The sequence below is a fragment of the Clostridium sp. 1001283B150210_160208_E6 genome (genome assembly GCF_015669365.1).
Lineage (GTDB): Bacteria > Bacillota > Clostridia > Clostridiales > Clostridiaceae > Clostridium > Clostridium paraputrificum.
The window spans coordinates 1-17,978 of sequence record NZ_JADPAA010000011.1 but is presented as its reverse complement, the minus strand read 5'-3'; the positions used below and the strand labels follow the sequence as shown (position 1 = coordinate 17,978).

The 17,978-nt window shown below is 30.0% G+C and carries 17 protein-coding genes, 1 tRNA gene and 1 rRNA gene; 6 read left to right on the top strand and 13 right to left on the bottom strand.

Features of this window, described 5'->3' with window-relative positions:
* Nucleotides 1-39: 39 nt before the first annotated feature.
* The 8 genes from scfA to I4V16_RS12045 all read right to left on the bottom strand — a co-directional run bounded on the left by scfA (nucleotide 40) and on the right by I4V16_RS12045 (nucleotide 8,747).
* Complete coding sequence (gene scfA, locus I4V16_RS12080) at nucleotides 40-177, bottom strand: six-cysteine ranthipeptide SCIFF (protein WP_003371542.1); 138 nt, start codon at nucleotides 175-177, stop codon at nucleotides 40-42.
* A gap of 114 nt (nucleotides 178-291) precedes the next feature.
* Nucleotides 292-1,053, bottom strand: a complete 762-nt coding sequence (locus I4V16_RS12075) for a GNAT family N-acetyltransferase (protein WP_055185123.1) — start codon at nucleotides 1,051-1,053, stop codon at nucleotides 292-294.
* A 280-nt stretch (nucleotides 1,054-1,333) separates the two neighbouring features.
* Nucleotides 1,334-2,143 carry a DUF368 domain-containing protein gene (locus I4V16_RS12070; protein ID WP_055185125.1) on the bottom strand — a complete coding sequence of 270 codons (810 nt, stop codon included), beginning with the start codon at nucleotides 2,141-2,143 and terminating at the stop codon, nucleotides 1,334-1,336.
* Nucleotides 2,144-2,365: 222 nt separating this feature from the next.
* Nucleotides 2,366-3,589 (bottom strand): HAMP domain-containing sensor histidine kinase, encoded by a 1,224-nt coding sequence (locus tag I4V16_RS12065; protein WP_055185127.1) that lies wholly within the window; start codon nucleotides 3,587-3,589, stop codon nucleotides 2,366-2,368.
* Between the two features lie 2 nt (nucleotides 3,590-3,591).
* Nucleotides 3,592-4,275 carry a response regulator transcription factor gene (locus I4V16_RS12060; RefSeq protein ID WP_055185129.1) on the bottom strand — a complete coding sequence of 228 codons (684 nt, stop codon included), beginning with the start codon at nucleotides 4,273-4,275 and terminating at the stop codon, nucleotides 3,592-3,594.
* 135 nt (nucleotides 4,276-4,410) lie between these two features.
* The gene (locus tag I4V16_RS12055) at nucleotides 4,411-5,841 is read right to left on the bottom strand and encodes a 6-phospho-beta-glucosidase (protein ID WP_141668644.1); all 1,431 of its coding nucleotides are present in this window, start codon (nucleotides 5,839-5,841) and stop codon (nucleotides 4,411-4,413) included.
* Nucleotides 5,842-5,859: 18 nt separating this feature from the next.
* A complete protein-coding gene (locus I4V16_RS12050) occupies nucleotides 5,860-7,716 on the bottom strand; it encodes a beta-glucoside-specific PTS transporter subunit IIABC (RefSeq protein WP_055185133.1) in 1,857 nt (618 codons plus the stop codon).
* Between the two features lie 197 nt (nucleotides 7,717-7,913).
* Nucleotides 7,914-8,747, bottom strand: coding sequence for a PRD domain-containing protein (locus tag I4V16_RS12045; RefSeq protein WP_027099262.1), 834 nt, complete (start codon nucleotides 8,745-8,747; stop codon nucleotides 7,914-7,916).
* 239 nt (nucleotides 8,748-8,986) lie between these two features.
* Between I4V16_RS12045 and I4V16_RS12040 the strand changes: the two genes are divergently transcribed.
* From I4V16_RS12040 to I4V16_RS12015, 6 genes are all read left to right on the top strand, one after another.
* Nucleotides 8,987-9,670 (top strand): polyphosphate polymerase domain-containing protein, encoded by a 684-nt coding sequence (locus I4V16_RS12040; protein WP_055185135.1) that lies wholly within the window; start codon nucleotides 8,987-8,989, stop codon nucleotides 9,668-9,670.
* 14 nt (nucleotides 9,671-9,684) lie between these two features.
* Nucleotides 9,685-10,371 carry a DUF4956 domain-containing protein gene (locus I4V16_RS12035; RefSeq protein ID WP_055185138.1) on the top strand — a complete coding sequence of 229 codons (687 nt, stop codon included), beginning with the start codon at nucleotides 9,685-9,687 and terminating at the stop codon, nucleotides 10,369-10,371.
* Nucleotides 10,372-10,392: 21 nt separating this feature from the next.
* The gene (locus I4V16_RS12030) at nucleotides 10,393-12,240 is read left to right on the top strand and encodes a CotH kinase family protein (RefSeq protein ID WP_207745432.1); all 1,848 of its coding nucleotides are present in this window, start codon (nucleotides 10,393-10,395) and stop codon (nucleotides 12,238-12,240) included.
* A 238-nt stretch (nucleotides 12,241-12,478) separates the two neighbouring features.
* Nucleotides 12,479-13,969 (top strand): PTS transporter subunit EIIC, encoded by a 1,491-nt coding sequence (locus I4V16_RS12025; RefSeq protein WP_027099259.1) that lies wholly within the window; start codon nucleotides 12,479-12,481, stop codon nucleotides 13,967-13,969.
* A gap of 19 nt (nucleotides 13,970-13,988) precedes the next feature.
* Nucleotides 13,989-14,633: an N-acetylmannosamine-6-phosphate 2-epimerase gene (locus tag I4V16_RS12020; protein WP_049177786.1), complete on the top strand. Its 645-nt coding sequence runs from the start codon at nucleotides 13,989-13,991 to the stop codon at nucleotides 14,631-14,633.
* A gap of 107 nt (nucleotides 14,634-14,740) precedes the next feature.
* Nucleotides 14,741-15,541, top strand: a complete 801-nt coding sequence (locus I4V16_RS12015; protein WP_195617374.1) for a MurR/RpiR family transcriptional regulator — start codon at nucleotides 14,741-14,743, stop codon at nucleotides 15,539-15,541.
* A 59-nt stretch (nucleotides 15,542-15,600) separates the two neighbouring features.
* Here I4V16_RS12015 and I4V16_RS12010 read toward each other — a convergent pair whose 3' ends face one another.
* The 5 genes from I4V16_RS12010 to rrf form a co-directional block, all read right to left on the bottom strand.
* Nucleotides 15,601-15,987, bottom strand: coding sequence for a DUF3783 domain-containing protein (locus I4V16_RS12010; protein ID WP_049177784.1), 387 nt, complete (start codon nucleotides 15,985-15,987; stop codon nucleotides 15,601-15,603).
* 12 nt (nucleotides 15,988-15,999) lie between these two features.
* Nucleotides 16,000-16,767, bottom strand: a complete 768-nt coding sequence (gene yaaA, locus I4V16_RS12005; protein ID WP_099330251.1) for a peroxide stress protein YaaA — start codon at nucleotides 16,765-16,767, stop codon at nucleotides 16,000-16,002.
* 8 nt (nucleotides 16,768-16,775) lie between these two features.
* Nucleotides 16,776-17,129, bottom strand: coding sequence for an arsenate reductase family protein (locus I4V16_RS12000; RefSeq protein WP_049177781.1), 354 nt, complete (start codon nucleotides 17,127-17,129; stop codon nucleotides 16,776-16,778).
* Nucleotides 17,130-17,647: 518 nt separating this feature from the next.
* Nucleotides 17,648-17,723 (bottom strand) — tRNA-Ala (locus I4V16_RS11995).
* An 8-nt stretch (nucleotides 17,724-17,731) separates the two neighbouring features.
* Nucleotides 17,732-17,848, bottom strand: a 5S ribosomal RNA gene (gene rrf, locus I4V16_RS11990).
* Nucleotides 17,849-17,978 lie beyond the last annotated feature (130 nt).

The window sequence follows — 17,978 nt, the reverse complement described above, 5'->3', positions numbered from 1 at the left end:
AAGCAGTAACTTCTTTACTAAAGTTACTGCTTCTGATAATTAGTTTTCGCACTCTAAGTTTGCAACTGTGCAAGAAGTCTTACAAGCAGATTGACATGAGTTAGCACACTCTTTACAACCTGGTTTGCATAAGCTGTTTTTGATGTTAGTCTTGTTAATAGTCTTAATATGTTTCATTAGCTTATCCCCCGCTTTCCTTAATTAACGTGAATATTATACCATAACTACCATTGGTACAAAACACTTTTCTAAGTTTTCCATATTATTAATAAAATATATATTCTTTTATTCTTATTTATTACTAATCTTTCTTTTTCTAGCTTTAAGTTCAGAAAAAGCTGGGTAAAATCCTGATTTAATTGCTATATTTTGAGATATAACATGAGATTGACCAGTTCCATAGAAAGGTACTTTTTCAAGACTTAGTATCTTTTGCTTTATGAGATAAACAAGGTTTGTCCCAATTCCTTTTCCTTCCCATCCTTTAAAAACATTAATTCCTATTTGCCACATGTTTTCTGAATCCATACTAGCTCCTGCCATCCCAATTATATTATCATCTTCATCTAGCGCCGCAACACCTAAAACATCTGGGTAGTTCTCATCAAAAACAAAAGCTTCATCAAATCTCCCATCATCTTCAAACTGTTTTATTTCTTCTTGATTATACCACTTTATTTTTGTCATCGGATTAGCCTCTTCTACATTTTCCTTTGGCAAATAATACTGATGGGTATCATCAACCTCATCTCCAATATCATTTAGCTTCTTTTCTAATGCTCCTAACACTCTAAAAGAAAATATCCATTCACCAGAAAAGTTTAATAACTTTTCCACACACCATTCTCTTAATTCTTCACATACACATATTATAGCTTTCTTACCAAATACAAGTATTTTTATCGGACTGTACTCATCCCCATAATTTCTTCTTCCCTCTCTTAACTTATAGTCTGTTATTAAATTCTCTTCCTTATTAAAATCCTCTATGCTACAATTATAATCTCTTGATAATTGTTCCTTAACCTTCTCTAACATTTCGTTTCTATTCATAAACTTCTCCCCAAATTATTTTTATCTAAATTAATTATATCTCATATACAGCTCATGACCCAATTTTCCTATATATTTATATATTTTTAAGTTCATATAAATATATAAATAATCTAATAAAGTATTAATAAAATTCGCTTTTCTTATTTATTAGAGCTTATCAAGTTTCATATAACTCAACTGAAATTTTAATATTCGTCCATAAAATTAAAGAAGAAACACCAACTTTAGTAATGTTTCTCCTTCATCATTATTATCTTTATTAATTCTATTACCCTTACTATTCTTCTATATCTTCTTTAGATATATAACTTGTTACAATAAATCCAACTATCCCAAGGACAATTCCTATTAAACTATTTATTCCATCAAAGCCTGGAAATACTCCAAAGACAGACCCTAAAATAAATCCAAAAATTATCATATAAGTTTGTTCAGGATATTTATTTAATAACATCTCTATTAATCTTGCACTTAAAACTGTTCCAACTATTCCTCCTAATGCTATAGGAATAAGTATTGGAATATTAAAATCAGTTATTGCTGTTATTACCGTATTATATAAGCCTAAAATTAATAACATAAATGACCCGCTTATTCCCGGTAGTATTAGTGCTATAGCTATAACTACTCCTCCAACAAACAACCACATAAATATAAATGGTGTTAAACTAACTATAGCATCTGAATATCCATTGTAATCTCCTGACATAAGTAACACAGTTACAAATCCAATAACTAAATACACTAAAGACCTTTGACTAAATGACCTCTTTGAAGTAGCTTTTTTAAACATTAATGGAGCTCCACCTAAAATAATTCCTATAAACATATATCCCAAAGGAATGGGATATTTCTCCAATAAAGTTTTAAATATATTACTAAATAGAATTATTCCTACTATTGCTCCAAGTCCTACTCTAAATAAAATCTTATATTGATTTTTAAAGTCCTTAACTATATTATTTACCGCATGTATTAACTTATCGTATATACCTAAGATCATCGCAATAGACCCACCGCTAATACCTGGAACTATTTGAGATATACTTATTATCACTCCATAAATAAACTCCTTAAAAAAAACCATGACTCCCTCCAAAATATTATTTTTTAACAATTATATCACTATTTTTAACATAACTTATATATATTAACCTACATTTAACAATATCAACCTATCATAAAGAAAAAATGTGGGGTGGATATTTATTTTGCTTGTTCAGCCGCAACCTCCAAGTCAAATTAAAATTTTATATTTCCCTAGACATAAAAAAAGAACTACCCTTAGAAAGTAATTCTTTTAAATTGGTTATTCTTTTTCCTTATTGCTTAATTCAATATTAAAAGTTGTAATATTATTTTCACTTGTTACTCCAACTTTTCCTTTATATTTCTCCACAATAGACTTAGCAATAGAAAGACCTAATCCATATCCACCCTTTTCTCTTGCTCTTGCTTTATCTACCCTATAAAATCTATCAAATATTTTATCTATATCCTCTTTAGGAATTGTATCTCCTTTATTGGTTACTGATAATAATATTTTTTGTTTTCTTTCTTTTAACTCTACATTTATAGAACTTTTTTCATAGGAATGTTTTATGGCGTTGTCCATTAGTATTCCTATTACTTGATTTATGCTCTCCTTATCTCCAGTAAACTCTATATCATTTTGAATATCTGAATCTAACATTAAGTTATTTTCATACATTATTGCTTCAAAGCTTAATAATTGACTCATAATTGCATCACTTAAATTAAACTTAGATATTACTCCAAGAACTTCATTATTATCAGCTTTTGCAAGATAAAGTAGATTATTAACTAGGTTTGACATTCTTTCAGTTTGAAAGGATATATAATTAATCCATTTCTTCTGATTCTTTATGGTGTCCTCTTCATTACTATTAATTAGCTCTATATTAGTATTAATTATGGCTAATGGTGTTTTAAGTTCGTGTGATGCATCTGCTATGAACCTTTTTTGTGAATTATAGGCTGCTTCAACTGGTTTTATTGATTTATTAGCTATAAATATGCTTACTATAAATAAAAAAATCAAACTAATTGGTCCAACTATAAATGACGTAATTACTAATCTCTTTATAGTATTTAGGTGAATAGTACTATCTTGAAATACCATCTCAATCGCTCTTGGTCCATTTCTATATAGATAAGCAAAATTATAATTATTATATTTTATAAATCCTTTTTCTTTCTTATTATTTATTGCTTTTTGAACTATATTTACCAAGGTATCTTCATCCATATTATAAGCATCATTATAAAGTAATCTTGAATTCTTAGAATCATAGATAATAAAGGTTGTATTATTAAAAGGCTTGCCCCTCCCATCTATCTCTCCGTTAGGAGACATCTTCATCCCATTTAAAGTATCACTTAATTGAGTAAATATCATGTATTCTCCATTTTTGCTTGTTCCAATATATATAGCAGAAAATATAGCTATTACTATTGCTATAAAAAGAATCATTAAAGTAGTTACAAATTTAACCCTTAACTTTTTAAACATCATTATTCTCCATCTTTATATTCTAAAATATAACCTAGATTTCTTATAGCTTTAATAGCTACCTTAGATTTTAAATAGGATAGTTTCCTTCTTAAAAATGATACATATACTTCAACATTATTATGTTCTGCTTCTGATTCATATCCCCAAAGCTTACTTATAATATCATCTTTATTTGAAATCATATCCTTCCTATTAATTAGTAATTCTAAAAGTCCAGATTCCTTTGCAGTAAGCTTAATACTATTTTCTTTTGATCCTAATTCTAAATTACCTATATTTAAAGTAATATCTCCATAAGACAATAGGTTATCACTTTGTACCTCACCTTTTCTTCTAGTTAAGGCTCTAATTCTTGCCATAAGCTCCTCAACATAAAATGGCTTAGGCAAATAATCATCTGCACCACAATCTAACCCAATAATCCTATCCTCCACTTCCCCCTTAGCTGTTAAAAGGATAATTGGTGTTGATATTCTTTCTTTCCTTGCCTTCTTTAATACTTCTATTCCATTTAATTTAGGTAGCATTATATCTAAAATAACTCCATCATATATATCCGATAAAATATAGTCTAATCCACTTTCTCCATCAAAAACTCTATCAACTATGTAATTATTCTTTTCTAAAATTGCACCAAGCGCCTCTGATAATTGTACCTCATCTTCAACTATTAAAATTCTCATTTTTTCACCTTCTTTATTAATAATATTACCATAGAAAACTTAAATGAAACTAAAAAATGTGGGGTAGATATTTATCCCCTTGTACTTAATGTAAAAAAAATAGGCTTACAAATGTAAACCTATTTCTATTATTTATTACTCAAGATTCTCTCCGTTAGTTGATATAACCTTTTTGTACCAATCAAAACTCTTTTTCTTTGTTCTTTCTAATGTACCATTTCCATTATCATCTTTATCAACATATATGAAACCATATCTTTTGCTCATTTCACCAGTAGATGCACTTACTAAATCTATACATCCCCAAGGAGTATACCCTATAAGCTCAACTCCATCCTTGATTCCTTCTTTCATTTGCTCAATATGCTTTCTTAAATATTCAATACGATAGTCATCATTTATTGAACCATCTTCTTCAACTTTATCCACAGCGCCTAGTCCATTTTCAACAATAAATAATGGTTTTTGATATCTATCATATAATTCATTCATTGTAATTCTTAATCCAACTGGATCTATTGTCCATCCCCATTCTGATTGCTTTAAGTATGGGTTTGGTAAGCTCTTAAAGGCATTTCCAGTAAGCTTTTGGCTCATAACAACTGGATCTGCGCTTCTTAATCTACTTGAGTAATAACTAAAAGCTACATAATCAACTGTATTCTCAGCTAATATCTTCTTTTCTTCTTCAGTAATTTCTATATTGAATCCCATTTCTTCAAACATTCTATTTGCATAAGATGGATATTTACCTCTTGCTTGTACATCGATAAAGAAATAGTTATCTCTATTTCTAGCTTGAGCTTCTAGAATATCTTCAGGATTACAAGTATATGGATATATTTGTCCTGCTGCAAGCATACATCCTATTTTATTTTCTGGATCTATTTCATGACCTAGCTTAGTTGCTAAAGCACTTGCTACTAATTGATGATGTGCTCCTTGATACTTAATTTGATTTATATTTTCTCCTTCTTCAAATATCAGTCCTCCACCAAATGAAGGTATATGAAGAATCATGTTTATTTCATTGAATGTCATCCAATACTTAACTTTACCTTTATAACGGTTAAATATAACATTACAGTAATTTAAGTAGAAATCAATTAGCTTTCTATTCTTCCACCCACCATATTTCTTTGTTAATTCTAATGGTGTATCAAAGTGATTAATGGTAATAACTGGTTCAATGTCATTAGCTATTAACTCATCTATTAATGAATCATAGAACTTTAATCCTTCTTCATTTGGAGCTTGATCATCTCCATTTGGAAATATTCTAGCCCAAGATATTGAAGTTCTTAAACACTTAAACCCCATCTCCTTAAATAGCTTTATATCCCCTTTATATCTGTGATAAAAATCTATTGATACATGGGATGGATAATATCCATACTCCTTCTCCATAGCTTTTTTAGCATCTGCTAAAGCCTCTTTTCTTAAGGCACCTCCCGGTAGAATATCTACCGGTGACATCCCCTTTCCGTCTTCAAGATAAGCTCCTTCACATTGGTTAGCTGCTATAGCTCCACCCCATAAGAAATTTTCTGGAATTATATTTTTCATAATTAATCTCCTTACTGCTTATAGAACTGTGATTACTGTTTCTCCTACTTTAGCCTTTTCATCACATTTCCCTACTATGTCTAAATATTGATCTGAATTTGTTATTATAACTGGAGTTACTGTCTCATATCCTTTTGCTCTTACAGCTTCTAAATCTACATCTACTAATGGGTCTCCAACCTTTACTCTATCTCCATCTTTAATGTGAGCTGTGAAATGTTCTCCATTTAATTGAACTGTATCCATACCTATATGAATTAATACTTCTACACCTTCATCTGATAATAATCCAATTGCATGCTTAGTTTTAAATATTGTTTGAACTGTTCCGTTTATTGGTGAAACTACTTTTCCATCAACAGGTATAATTGCAACACCCTTACCCATAATTCCTGATGCAAATGTTTCATCTTCTACTTTATCTAAAGCAATAACTTCTCCATTAACTGGACATGCTATTTCAACTTTTTCTACTAATCTATCTACAGTTTCTGTTGCTGATATCTCTTCTTTCCCTTCTTCTACTGGATCATCAAATCCTATAATCCAAGCAGCTATAAATGAAACTACAAATGCTATTACTGCACCTATACATGCATTTATTATATTAGCTGATCCATTTCCTCCAATATATCCTGGTAATGCTAGTAATCCTGGAGAACCTGATACAAATCTACCTACTCCTGTAATTCCAAGGTATAACCCTGAAACACCTCCACCAATCATAGCAGCATATAAAGGTTTCTTTAATGCTAAGTTAACACCATACATTGCTGGTTCTGTAATACCACAAACTGCTGTAAGTCCTGATGATCCTGCTAATTGTTTTAAGTCTTTGTTCTTTGATTTTAATGCAACACATAATGCTGCTCCACCTTGAGCTATGTTAGAAGCTAACATACCAGGTCCTACTACTGTATCAAATCCTGCTGTAGCAACATTATTTATTCCTATTGGAATTAATCCATAATGCATTCCTGTCATAACTAATAATGGTGAGAATGTACCAACGACAAATGGAACTAACCAACTTGCATATGAATCTAAGAATGCTATTGCACTTGCTATACCATCACCTAGAATAGTTCCTAAAGGTCCTAAAACTATAAGTAATACTGGTGCTGTAACTAAAATTGTAATAAGTGGCTTTGTAAAGAATTTAACTACCTTTGGTGATACTTTATCAGCTATTGGTTCTACAAATGACATAAACCATACTCCAAGAATTATTGGAATAACTGATGAAGAATATCCTGCTAAAGTTACTGGTAATCCTAAGAATGAAACTGGATCACCAGCTGTTTTTAATGCTGCAAAGTTAGGGTGTAATAATACCCCTGCTATTGTCATTGCTAAATATGCATTACACTTAAACTTCTTAGCTGCTGAGTTTGCAAGTAAGAATGGTAAGAAGTAGAATGCTGCATCTCCCATAAAGTTTAAAATGTAATATGTTTGTGATGATGTATCTATTAAATTAAATGATACTAATAGTGCTAATACACATTTAATCATACCTGCACCAGTGATTGCTGGTATAATTGGTGTAAATATACCTGCTATTGTATCAAACACTTGTACTAATTTACCTTTCTTTTCCCCATCATTTTTATTATCATTTCCATCTGCGAAGTTCCCTAGCTCAGTAAGTGGCTTATAAACACTTGCTACGTCACTTCCTATGATAACTTGGAATTGTCCACCCTTATTTACAACTCCCATAACACCTTTTGTTTTCTTTAAAGCATCCATATCTGCTTTAGTTTCATCTTTTAAGGTAAATCTTAATCTTGTTGCACAGTGAGTTAAGAATGCAACGTTTTCTTTTCCTCCAACTTTCTCTAGAATTTGTTTTGCTAATTCTGCGTAATTCATAATTTTCTTTCCTCCATTTATTTAAATTATTAATAATGAAGGTTTTGCCTGCTTTACCAGTAACAATCCTAAAAATATATATTGTCTGTACTTGGCTAAAAGAAAAAACCTAAACTAATCCTAGAGCAAAAAGGGTGAAGTATATGCTCTAAGAATAATCTAGGTTTTGCCTGCCGTTCCAGTAACAATCCTGTTAATTATTTATTTTCTGTCACACGTTGTATGTGAATCATTAGATATAATTTTTCTTCTTTTGTTAAATCATATGTATACTTTTCTTTTATAAATTTTTCTACTTTCTTTACACATTCATGTGCAATAGGATATTTAATCTTGATCATATCATAGATTTCATCATCCTTATCAGTATAGGTCTTGCCATTAAATAATCTTTGTGCAAAGAATTTTAAGTGAGTTATGAATCTGTAATAACTTAATGATTCTTCATCAAAATCTATTTTATAATGATATTTGACTATGTTTAAAATTTCTTGCATAACCTTAGTCATATTCATAAGGTTCGGCATTTCTTCATTTAATTCTGCATTAACTATGTGAAGAGCTATAAATGCCGCCTCATCTTCAGGAAGCTCTATATTTAAATCTTCCTTTATCATCTTTAATGCTTCAACACCAATACAAAACTCATCCTTATAAAGTCTTTTTATATCCCATAATAAAGCATTTTTTAATTGGATACCATTTTTATATCTATCAATTGTACTATTTATATGGTCAGTTAATGAAATAAATATACTTTCATTTAACTTCTTACCTAGTTCTGTCTTAGCATAAGTAATTATTTTTTCAGATAACAACATATACTCACTTGGAATCTCTTGTAGTAATTGCTGGAACTTATCAGTAATATCCTTATTGGTTATTGTAAATATCTTTTCGATATTATCTTCATTTATTTCTGCTCCAATCTTCTTTTGAAAAGCAAGGCCTCGTCCCATGACAATTACTTCTTGTCCTTTGTCATTAATTGAGACTACAACATTATTATTAAGTATTTTTTCAATCTTCATTATCTAACCTCCACTCTTCAAAAATATAAAAAGACAAAACCATCCCATAACAAAAAAATATTATGAAATAGGTTTTGCCTGCATTACCAGTAACAATCCGTGTATACGTTTTATATATATTATATTATCATCTCATTTATAGCCTGTCAACATTATTCTACAAAATTTTCAGAAATATTTTAAGTTTTATTTAAGCTTTAAACTATATAATTCCTTCATAAGAAAAGGAGGTGAATTAAATGAATACTCCAAAATATAGACATGAAATTAAACATTTCATTAATTATTCTGACTACTTGCAAATAAGAAATAGATTAAAACATATTGCATCGATAGATACATCTAGCACTTCTAATGGTAGATATAAAATAAGAAGTTTATATTTTGATAACCTTTATGACAAAGTTTTAATGGAAAATATCAACGGATTCAATAAGCGTGAAAAATTTAGAATACGTTTCTATAATAATGATACATCCTTTATAAGACTAGAAAAGAAAAGTAAAAATAATGGACTTTGTTTAAAGGAAAGTACTATTTTAACAAAAGAACAATGTAAAGACATTATAAATAATAATCTTAATTGGATAAAAGATTCTAATGATAATTTACTTTTTGAATTTTATAGTAAATGTAAATATCAATTATTAAAGCCTAAAATAATAGTAGATTATGTTAGAGAGGCTTTTGTATATGAACCAGGTAACGTAAGGATAACCTTTGATATGGATGTTAGAACAGGAATATACTCAAACAATATCTTTAATCCTTCACTTCCTGTTGCTCCAACTAATACAAACTTAATTATATTAGAAGTTAAATATGATGAATTTTTGCCTGAAATTATTAATAATGTCATTCAAACTAACAGCAGAGAAGTCACAACTATATCTAAATATGCTTCAAGTAGAATTTATGGATAAAAAGGAGAATTAAAATGGATAAATCACTAACATTTAATGATATTTTTAAATCAAGTTTCTTAGAAAAAGCTTCAAGTTTTTCAATATTAGATACATTTATTGCTCTTACTTTAGCTTTAGCAATTGGTATGTTTATTTTTATAATATATAAAAAGACTTTTAATGGAGTTATGTATTCTGCAAATTTTGGAACATCCTTAATTGCAATTACATTAGTTACTACATTAATAATACTTGCTGTTACATCTAATGTAGTTTTATCACTTGGTATGGTAGGCGCTCTATCAATAGTTAGATTCCGTAGCGCCATTAAAGAACCTATGGATATAGTTTATATCTTTTGGTCAATTAGCGTTGGTATAGTACTTGGTGCCGGATTAATTCCCCTAGCTGTTATAGGCTCTCTTTTCATAGGTTTATTTATGATTATATTTGTAAATAGAAAAACTTCAGATAATCCTTATATCTTAGTTTTAAATTGCTATGATAATGAAAGTGAAAAAAAAGCTGTTGATTATGTAAAACAACACGTAAAAAAGCATGTTATTAAATCCAAAACTATTTCTTCTGACTTTAAAATCGAGCTAACGCTTGAAATAAGATTAAAAGATATGAGCACAGATTTTATAAATAAGTTAGCTTCTATTGATGGTATTAATAACGCTGTATTAGTAAGCTATAATGGAGACTACATGGGCTAGTCCCCTTGTTTTATAAAACCTTTGATTAAAAGTAATAAATTTAAGGTAATTGCTTGTGTTTTCATGGTATGTGCTCTACTATTTACATCCTTTATATTGATTTATCCAAAGGAAATGTCAAATGCAAGTTCTGACCAATATTCAACCTTACTTTTCGATAACACAAAAGTTGCTGATATTAAAATTAATATATCTGACGAGGACTGGCAAGACATGTTATCTAATCCACTAAAAGAGGAATATCACAGAGCTGATATAACAATTAATGGAGAAGCTTTTTATAATGTTGGTATTAGAACAAAAGGAAATACAAGTTTATCTCAAGTTGCCTCTTCTGATTCAGAAAGATATAGCTTTAAAGTTAAATTTGATAAATACGTAAATGGACAAAACTACTATGGTCTAGACATGTTAAACCTAAATAATATTTATGCAGATGCAACATATTTAAAAGAATACCTATCCTATGACTTGTTTGAGTTTATGGGAGTTACTACACCAAAAAACTCTTTCTCCAATATAGCTATTAATGATAATAATTATGGTCTATATCTAGCTATTGAAGGATTACAAGAGTCTTATCTAGAAAGAAATTATGGCTATGACCATGGAAATTTATACAAAGCTGAAGGTACAGGAACAAATTTGAAATACACTGGAGAAACTCAAAGTAATTATTCTGGACTTAAAGATAATGCAATAACGGCTATAACAGATGATGATTTTCAAAAAATTATAGATATGATTAAAAACTTAAACAATGGAACTAACTTAGAAAAATATATTGATATAGATGCCACATTAAGGTATTTTGCAGTAAGTACAACACTTGTTAATTTAGATAGCTATCAATCTAATCTATTTCATAATTACTATATATATGAGAAAGATGGGATTTGCACCATTCTCCCTTGGGATTTAAACCTATCCTTTGGTGGATTTTCTGCTGAAATGGGTGGTGGAAACAGAGGTGAAATGAATAATTCAAAAAGAACAAGTAGCGATTTATCTACCATACATTTTCCTATTGATGAACCTACAAGCACCAACTTGTCAGATAGCCCATTATTAGAAAAATTATTAGAAGTTAATGAGTATAAAGATTTATATCATAAATATCTTAATGATATTGTTTCAACTTATTTTGATAGTGGCATATTTAAAAATAAATTATATTCTACAGCTTCTCTTATAGATGAATATGTAAAAAATGATTCTACAGCCTTCTATAGCTATAGTCAATTTAAAAATTCTTTAGACGAACTATATAAACTTGGAAATTATAGATCAAAAAGTATATCTCTTCAACTTACAGGAGTTATACCATCTACTAAAGAAGCACAAAATCAAGTTAACCTTGATGAATATCTTGGATCCAACCTAGTAAATATGAGTCTTCTTGGATCTATGGGTGGTGGAAAAGGAGATGAAAATAAGATAAATGATATAAATCAAAATACTGATTCTAATATTCCTTCTAATGTACCACCACAAATAAATAATTCTACAAATGGCAATATGAATCCTCCTGATATGGATATAAATCAAGAAGGAATTAATGGTGATATACATTCTCCTAACAATAATAGTCAGAACGGTATGACTGCTCCACCTAGTGGTAATGATATGATGATGCAGCAAACTGAAAGTGGTAACAGTAAATTACCCAAGCCAGAAGACAATCAGCAACAAATACCAGTTCCAAATGACAAAACAAAGCCAGCTATGGGTAATATGAATAGAACCAATCTTAATTCCAATAAAAGTATATCAACTCTAGAAATAGCTATTGTATTATCATCTATTGTAGTAATGAGTATAGCATGTATATTAGCTAATAAATTTAAAAGAAAAAAATATATGATATAATTAAAAACTTGGTTTCTTATAAAGAGACCAAGTTTTTAATATTAAATATATTTGTATATTTATCAAAAATATAGCTAATAATAAGAAATATTTTTCAATAAAATTTTTATAAAATTATTTTCACTTTTTCTATTGCAATGAAAATAATTTCATGGTATATTGTAAACATATTCAGTGAAAAATATTTTTACTGATATTGCAATTATGAAAATAATTTTATAGAATGAAGGAGGATGTTATGTTTAAACAACTTCAAAAAATCGGAAAATCATTTATGTTACCAATTGCAATATTACCTGCAGCTGGTTTATTACTTGGAATTGGTGGTGCGCTATCAAATCCTAACACTGTACAAGCTTATCCGTTCTTAGATATTCCTTGGTTACAAGGTATATTTAAAATAATGTCATCTGCTGGAGACGTAGTATTCGGTAACTTAGCACTTATAATGTGTATCGGTCTTTCAGTTGGACTTGCCAAGAAAGATAAAGGTACTGCCGCACTAGCTGGTGCTGTTGCATTCCTTGTAATGAATGCATCTATTAAAGGAATGATTGGTGCTTTCAACCCTGCTGTTGAATCAATCGATACAGGGGTTGTTGGTTCCATAGTTATAGGTTCATTAGTTGCATATCTACATAATAGATATCACAACATTCAATTACCTGCAGTATTAGGATTCTTTGGTGGATCAAGATTTGTTCCAATAGTGTCTTCATTTGCAGCCATTGGTGTTGGTGCAATCTTCTTCCTAATCTGGCCTACTTTCCAAGGTTGGTTAGTTAGCGCTGGAAATGGTATTGCCAACTTAGGTCCTATAGGAACTTTCCTTTATGGATTCTTATTAAGATTAACTGGTGCTGTTGGATTACATCACATGATTTACCCATTATTCTGGTATACAGAATTAGGTGGAGTTGCTCAAGTTGCTGGACAAACTGTAACTGGTGCACAAAACATATTCTTTGCTGAGTTAGCTGATCCAAATCACGTAGGTTTATTTACTGAAGGTACTAGATTCTTTGCTGGACGTTTTGCAACAATGATGTTTGGTCTACCAGCTGCTTGTTTAGCAATGTATCATTGTGTTCCAAAGAATAAGAGAAAGGCTGTTGCTGGTTTATTCTTAGGTGCTGCAATCACATCATTTGTAACTGGTATTACAGAACCAATTGAATTCATGTTCTTATTCGTAGCTCCTTGGCTATATGTAGTACATGCTTTCTTCGATGGATTATCATTCTTCTTAGCAGATATATTAAATGTATCAATTGGTAATACATTCTCTGGTGGATTAATTGACTTCTCACTATTTGGTGTATTACAAGGTAACGAAAAAACAAACTGGATTTATGTAATATTAATAGGTATTGCATGGGCCGTATTATACTATGTAACATTTAGATTCTTAATAACTAAATTCAATGTTCCTACTCCAGGTAGAGAATCCGACGGTGAGGAAGTTAAAGTTATTACTAAAGATTCTATGAGCGAAACTGCTGCTGAAATCTTAGCTGCACTAGGTGGAAAAGAAAACTTAGATGATGTTGATGCTTGTATTACAAGATTAAGAGTAGCCGTTAAAGATGTAAGTAAAGTAGATAAAGATAAGATAAAAGCTCTAGGGGCTACTGCTGTCCTTGAAGTTAAAGGCGGAATCCAAGCTATATTTGGAGCAAAAGCAGATCCTCTAAAACAAAAAATTAATGAAATAATCGATAAAGAATAATTTATAAGGAGTGAAAGTAATGAATAAAGGATTAATCGTATCATGTCAAGCACTACCAAATGAACCACTACATAGCTCCTTCATAATGGGTAGAATGGCTTTAGCAGCTAAAGAAGGTGGAGCAATTGGTATACGTGCTAACACTATAGCTGATATTCAAGCAATAAAAGCAGAAGTTGATCTACCTATCATCGGAATAATAAAACAGGATTATGATAATATGATTCCATATATTACTCCTACAATGAAGGAAGTTGATGCGTTAGTTAAAGAAGGTATAGATGTAGTAGCTTTAGATGCAACTATAAACCAAGATGAAAACTTCCTTAAAGAAGTTATAGCTAAGTATCCAAGCCAAAAATTTATGGCTGACATTTCAACTGTTGAAGAAGGTTTAAGAGCCGAAAAATTAGGCTTCCATTTTGTAGGAACAACATTAATTGGATATACTGAACAATCTAAGGGTATGAATAACTTCCAAGTTCTTTCTACACTAATTGAGAACTGTAAGGTTCCAGTTATAGCTGAAGGTAATTTTGATACTCCTGAAAAAGCTAGAAAAGCTTTAGAAATGGGTGCCTATTCAGTAGTTGTTGGTGGAGCTATTACTAGACCACAACTTATAACAAAGAAATTTAGTGAAGAAGTTCAAAAAGCAATATAGAATACTCTTACCAAAGAGATAGAGGCTATTAAGTCCCTATCTCTTATTTTATAAAAAAAAGAATTATGGTATCATTAAATATATCACTGTATTATGGAGGGTTTTAATTGAACATTATATGCGAGATACAACAAAAATATAATAACTTTTCAGATAAAGAAAAAGCTATCGCTGATTATATTTTAAATCAGCCTGATATGATTAAAAATATAAATATAACAGAATTAGCTAAAATAATAGGCACTTCTGGTGCTACTATTACTAGATTTTCAAAAAAAATTGGCTGCGATAGCTTTGTTGAAATGAAAATGAAGATCAACTTAAGTAGTAATGATAGCGATCCTATTGATAGCGATGATATTTTTTCAAGTGTCTATAGTCATTACAATGAAGTAATTGAAAGAACAAATTCAATTATAGATAAATCCGCTATATTTAATATAGTTGAAGAAATAAAAAAGGCTAATAAAATATATCTTTATGGAGTTGGTAGTTCTGGTTTAACAGCTACTGAAATGATGCAAAGATTAATAAGAATGGGATTTAATATACATTGTATCTCAGACTCTCATATGATGATTATTAATAGTTCAATAGCATCCTCTAAAGACCTTGTTATAGGATTATCTATATCAGGTGAAACAAAAGAGGTTGTAAATGCTTTAAAGGTTTCTAAAAGAAATGGTGCTAAAACTGCTTGTATAACAAGCTTTGATGAAAGTTCAATAACAGTCTATTCGGATATAATATTAAAAGTTTATAATACTCGTTTCATAGGTAGACATAAGTTTATAAACTCTCAGTTTTCTACTATGTATCTTTTAGATTTAATATCTACTGTATTACTAGAAGATAAAAACTTAGAGGAAAAAATGCAAATAACTATAGATGCCATAATAAATTCATAATGCGAAGAAAAAGGGCTAGTTGAAAATTATTATAATTTCAAACTAGCCCTATATCTTTGTTATTCCTCTACGTGTTTTGCTTCTCTTCCTTGCCTTTCAGCTTTTCTTTCTTCTATAAGGTTCTTTAATAAATGAGATAAAGTCCAATTTATAGATGTTTCTGTTACAATAGCCTTCATAGCTGGAGCAATTCTCATCTTTTTCATATTATCTATAAACATACTCACCTTCATATTAGGTAAATCATTAAAGATAATTGCTCTATCTCTTATCTCTTCTTCACATTCTGAAGAAATATTATCTTCTAAAATATCTTTTACCAAAGTATTTCCATTAGTCCAGTTAACTCTTATCTGATCCTTAAGTCCCATCATACTTCCATAAGTTTTTAAAAGTTTTGCTTCTTTATCATTAAAGTTACAAATAATTATACAAGGTCTGCTCATATCTTCACCTCTCTATCTAGTAAATACTAATTCATTTTCTTTAGATAAAACCTCATTATAAGTATATCCATCTAAATCAAAATCTTTAACTTCTTCTACTGTATTAATTTTATTTTGAATAACATATCTGGCCATCATTCCTCTTGCTTTTTTTGCATACATGCTAACCATCTTATGTTTTCCATCTTTATATTCTAAAAAATTCACATCTACTATTCTATATTTTTCATTTATCATAGGCATATTCAAGACACTACTATATTCTTTTGAAGCTAAGTTTACTAGTACCTTTTCACCTGGTGATGCATCTATTGCTTCCATAATCTTACCTGTAACCTTATCTCCCCAGAATTCATAAAGATCATTGCCCCTATTATTTTTAAGCTTTGTACCCATTTCTAATCTATATTCTTTAATTCTATCTAATGGTTCAATAACCCCATATAATCCTGATAATATTCTTAGTACACTATTAGAATGAAGAAAATCTTCTTCTGAGAAATCTTCTGCACCTATACCTCTATAGGCTTCCCCCTTAAAGGCAAGAATAGCTGTATATTCTTTAGTATCTTCATTATAAAAATTTCTATATCTATCATAATTCAATATTCCTAATTTATCTGATATTTTCATTAATGAACATAATTCATCTAATGAAAATTCCTTTAGTATAGAAACTAACTCTTTAGTATCCCCTTCAAAAGCCCATTTCTTATCAGGAGTTTCTATATTATTAATCTTTGTATTTATAGTTTTGGCTGGAGATAAAATCATTAACATACTTTCACCTATAGCATTTCCCTATATAAATCTTCCTTAAAACCAACAAGCACCTTATCATCCTTTATAAGAATAGGTCTCTTTACTAACATACCATTTGTTGATAATAACTCTGCAGCTTCTTCCTTTGTAATGTTCTTAACCCTATCTTTTAAGTTCATTTCTTTATATAGTTTTCCTGAAGTATTAAAAAACTTTTTAGTTTCTAAACCACTCATATCCATCCACTTTAATAACTCTTCTTTGCTAGGATTCTCTTCTACTATATGTCTATCAATGAATTCTACATTGTTTTCTTTTAAGAATTTTTTTGCCTTTATACATGTTGTACACTTTGGATATTCTATAAAAATCATACTCATATTTCAATCTCCTTTATTATTTAATAATTATTATCTATTTTATCATATAAGATTTAATTTGCCTATATATAGGTAAATATAATTTTATTAACTAATAATAATTATTTTTCGCACAAAATAAAAAAGGACTACATTCGTAGTCCTTATGGTGGAGATAAAGAGATTCGAACTCTTGCCCCCCCGTCTGGCTAGTTTTTTTACGCATAAATTAATTTATGCTAAACTAGCCGCAAAAGCCATAACATGGCTTTTGCCATGCCAGGCAGCTGCCTTGCACTTTATTCTCTTACTTTTCTGTACAAAATAAAAAAGGACTACATTCGTAGTCCTTTATGGTGGAGATAAAGAGATTCGAACTCTTGACCCCCGTCTGGCTAGTTTTTTACGCATAAATTAATTTATGCTAAACTAGCCGCAAAAGCCATAACATGGCTTTTGCCATGCTAGGCAGCTGCCTTGCACTTTATTCTCTTACTTTTCTGTACAAAATAAAAAAGGACTACATTCGTAGTCCTTTATGGTGGAGATAAAGAGATTCGAACTCTTGACCCCCTGCGTGCAAGGCAGGTGCTCTCCCAACTGAGCTATACCCCCAAAATATTACCTGGCAACGTCCTACTCTCCCACACAGTCTCCCATGCAGTACCATCGGCGCTATAGAGCTTAACTTTCCTGTTCGGTATGGGAAGGAGTGTTTCCTCTATGCCATCATCACCAGATGCCTCAGATTCAAAATCTTTAATTTTGTTCTCTGAAAATTGCACATAATCATTTGAAATATCTTTAACTTGGTCAAGCCCTCGACCTATTAGTATCAGTCAGCTACATACATTACTGCACTTACACCTC

Bases quoted from the DNA above. Each gene is read 5' to 3' on its own strand.
- scfA (WP_003371542.1), bottom strand. From the start codon at position 177: ATGAAACATATTAAGACTATTAACAAGACTAACATCAAAAACAGCTTA.
- I4V16_RS12075 (WP_055185123.1), bottom strand. From the start codon at position 1,053: ATGAATAGAAACGAAATGTTAGAGAAGGTTAAGGAACAATTATCAAGA.
- I4V16_RS12070 (WP_055185125.1), bottom strand. From the start codon at position 2,143: ATGGTTTTTTTTAAGGAGTTTATTTATGGAGTGATAATAAGTATATCT.
- I4V16_RS12065 (WP_055185127.1), bottom strand. From the start codon at position 3,589: ATGTTTAAAAAGTTAAGGGTTAAATTTGTAACTACTTTAATGATTCTT.
- I4V16_RS12060 (WP_055185129.1), bottom strand. From the start codon at position 4,275: ATGAGAATTTTAATAGTTGAAGATGAGGTACAATTATCAGAGGCGCTT.
- I4V16_RS12055 (WP_141668644.1), bottom strand. From the start codon at position 5,841: ATGAAAAATATAATTCCAGAAAATTTCTTATGGGGTGGAGCTATAGCA.
- I4V16_RS12050 (WP_055185133.1), bottom strand. From the start codon at position 7,716: ATGAATTACGCAGAATTAGCAAAACAAATTCTAGAGAAAGTTGGAGGA.
- I4V16_RS12045 (WP_027099262.1), bottom strand. From the start codon at position 8,747: ATGAAGATTGAAAAAATACTTAATAATAATGTTGTAGTCTCAATTAAT.
- I4V16_RS12040 (WP_055185135.1), top strand. From the start codon at position 8,987: ATGAATACTCCAAAATATAGACATGAAATTAAACATTTCATTAATTAT.
- I4V16_RS12035 (WP_055185138.1), top strand. From the start codon at position 9,685: ATGGATAAATCACTAACATTTAATGATATTTTTAAATCAAGTTTCTTA.
- I4V16_RS12025 (WP_027099259.1), top strand. From the start codon at position 12,479: ATGTTTAAACAACTTCAAAAAATCGGAAAATCATTTATGTTACCAATT.
- I4V16_RS12020 (WP_049177786.1), top strand. From the start codon at position 13,989: ATGAATAAAGGATTAATCGTATCATGTCAAGCACTACCAAATGAACCA.
- I4V16_RS12010 (WP_049177784.1), bottom strand. From the start codon at position 15,987: ATGAGCAGACCTTGTATAATTATTTGTAACTTTAATGATAAAGAAGCA.
- yaaA (WP_099330251.1), bottom strand. From the start codon at position 16,767: ATGTTAATGATTTTATCTCCAGCCAAAACTATAAATACAAAGATTAAT.
- I4V16_RS12000 (WP_049177781.1), bottom strand. From the start codon at position 17,129: ATGAGTATGATTTTTATAGAATATCCAAAGTGTACAACATGTATAAAG.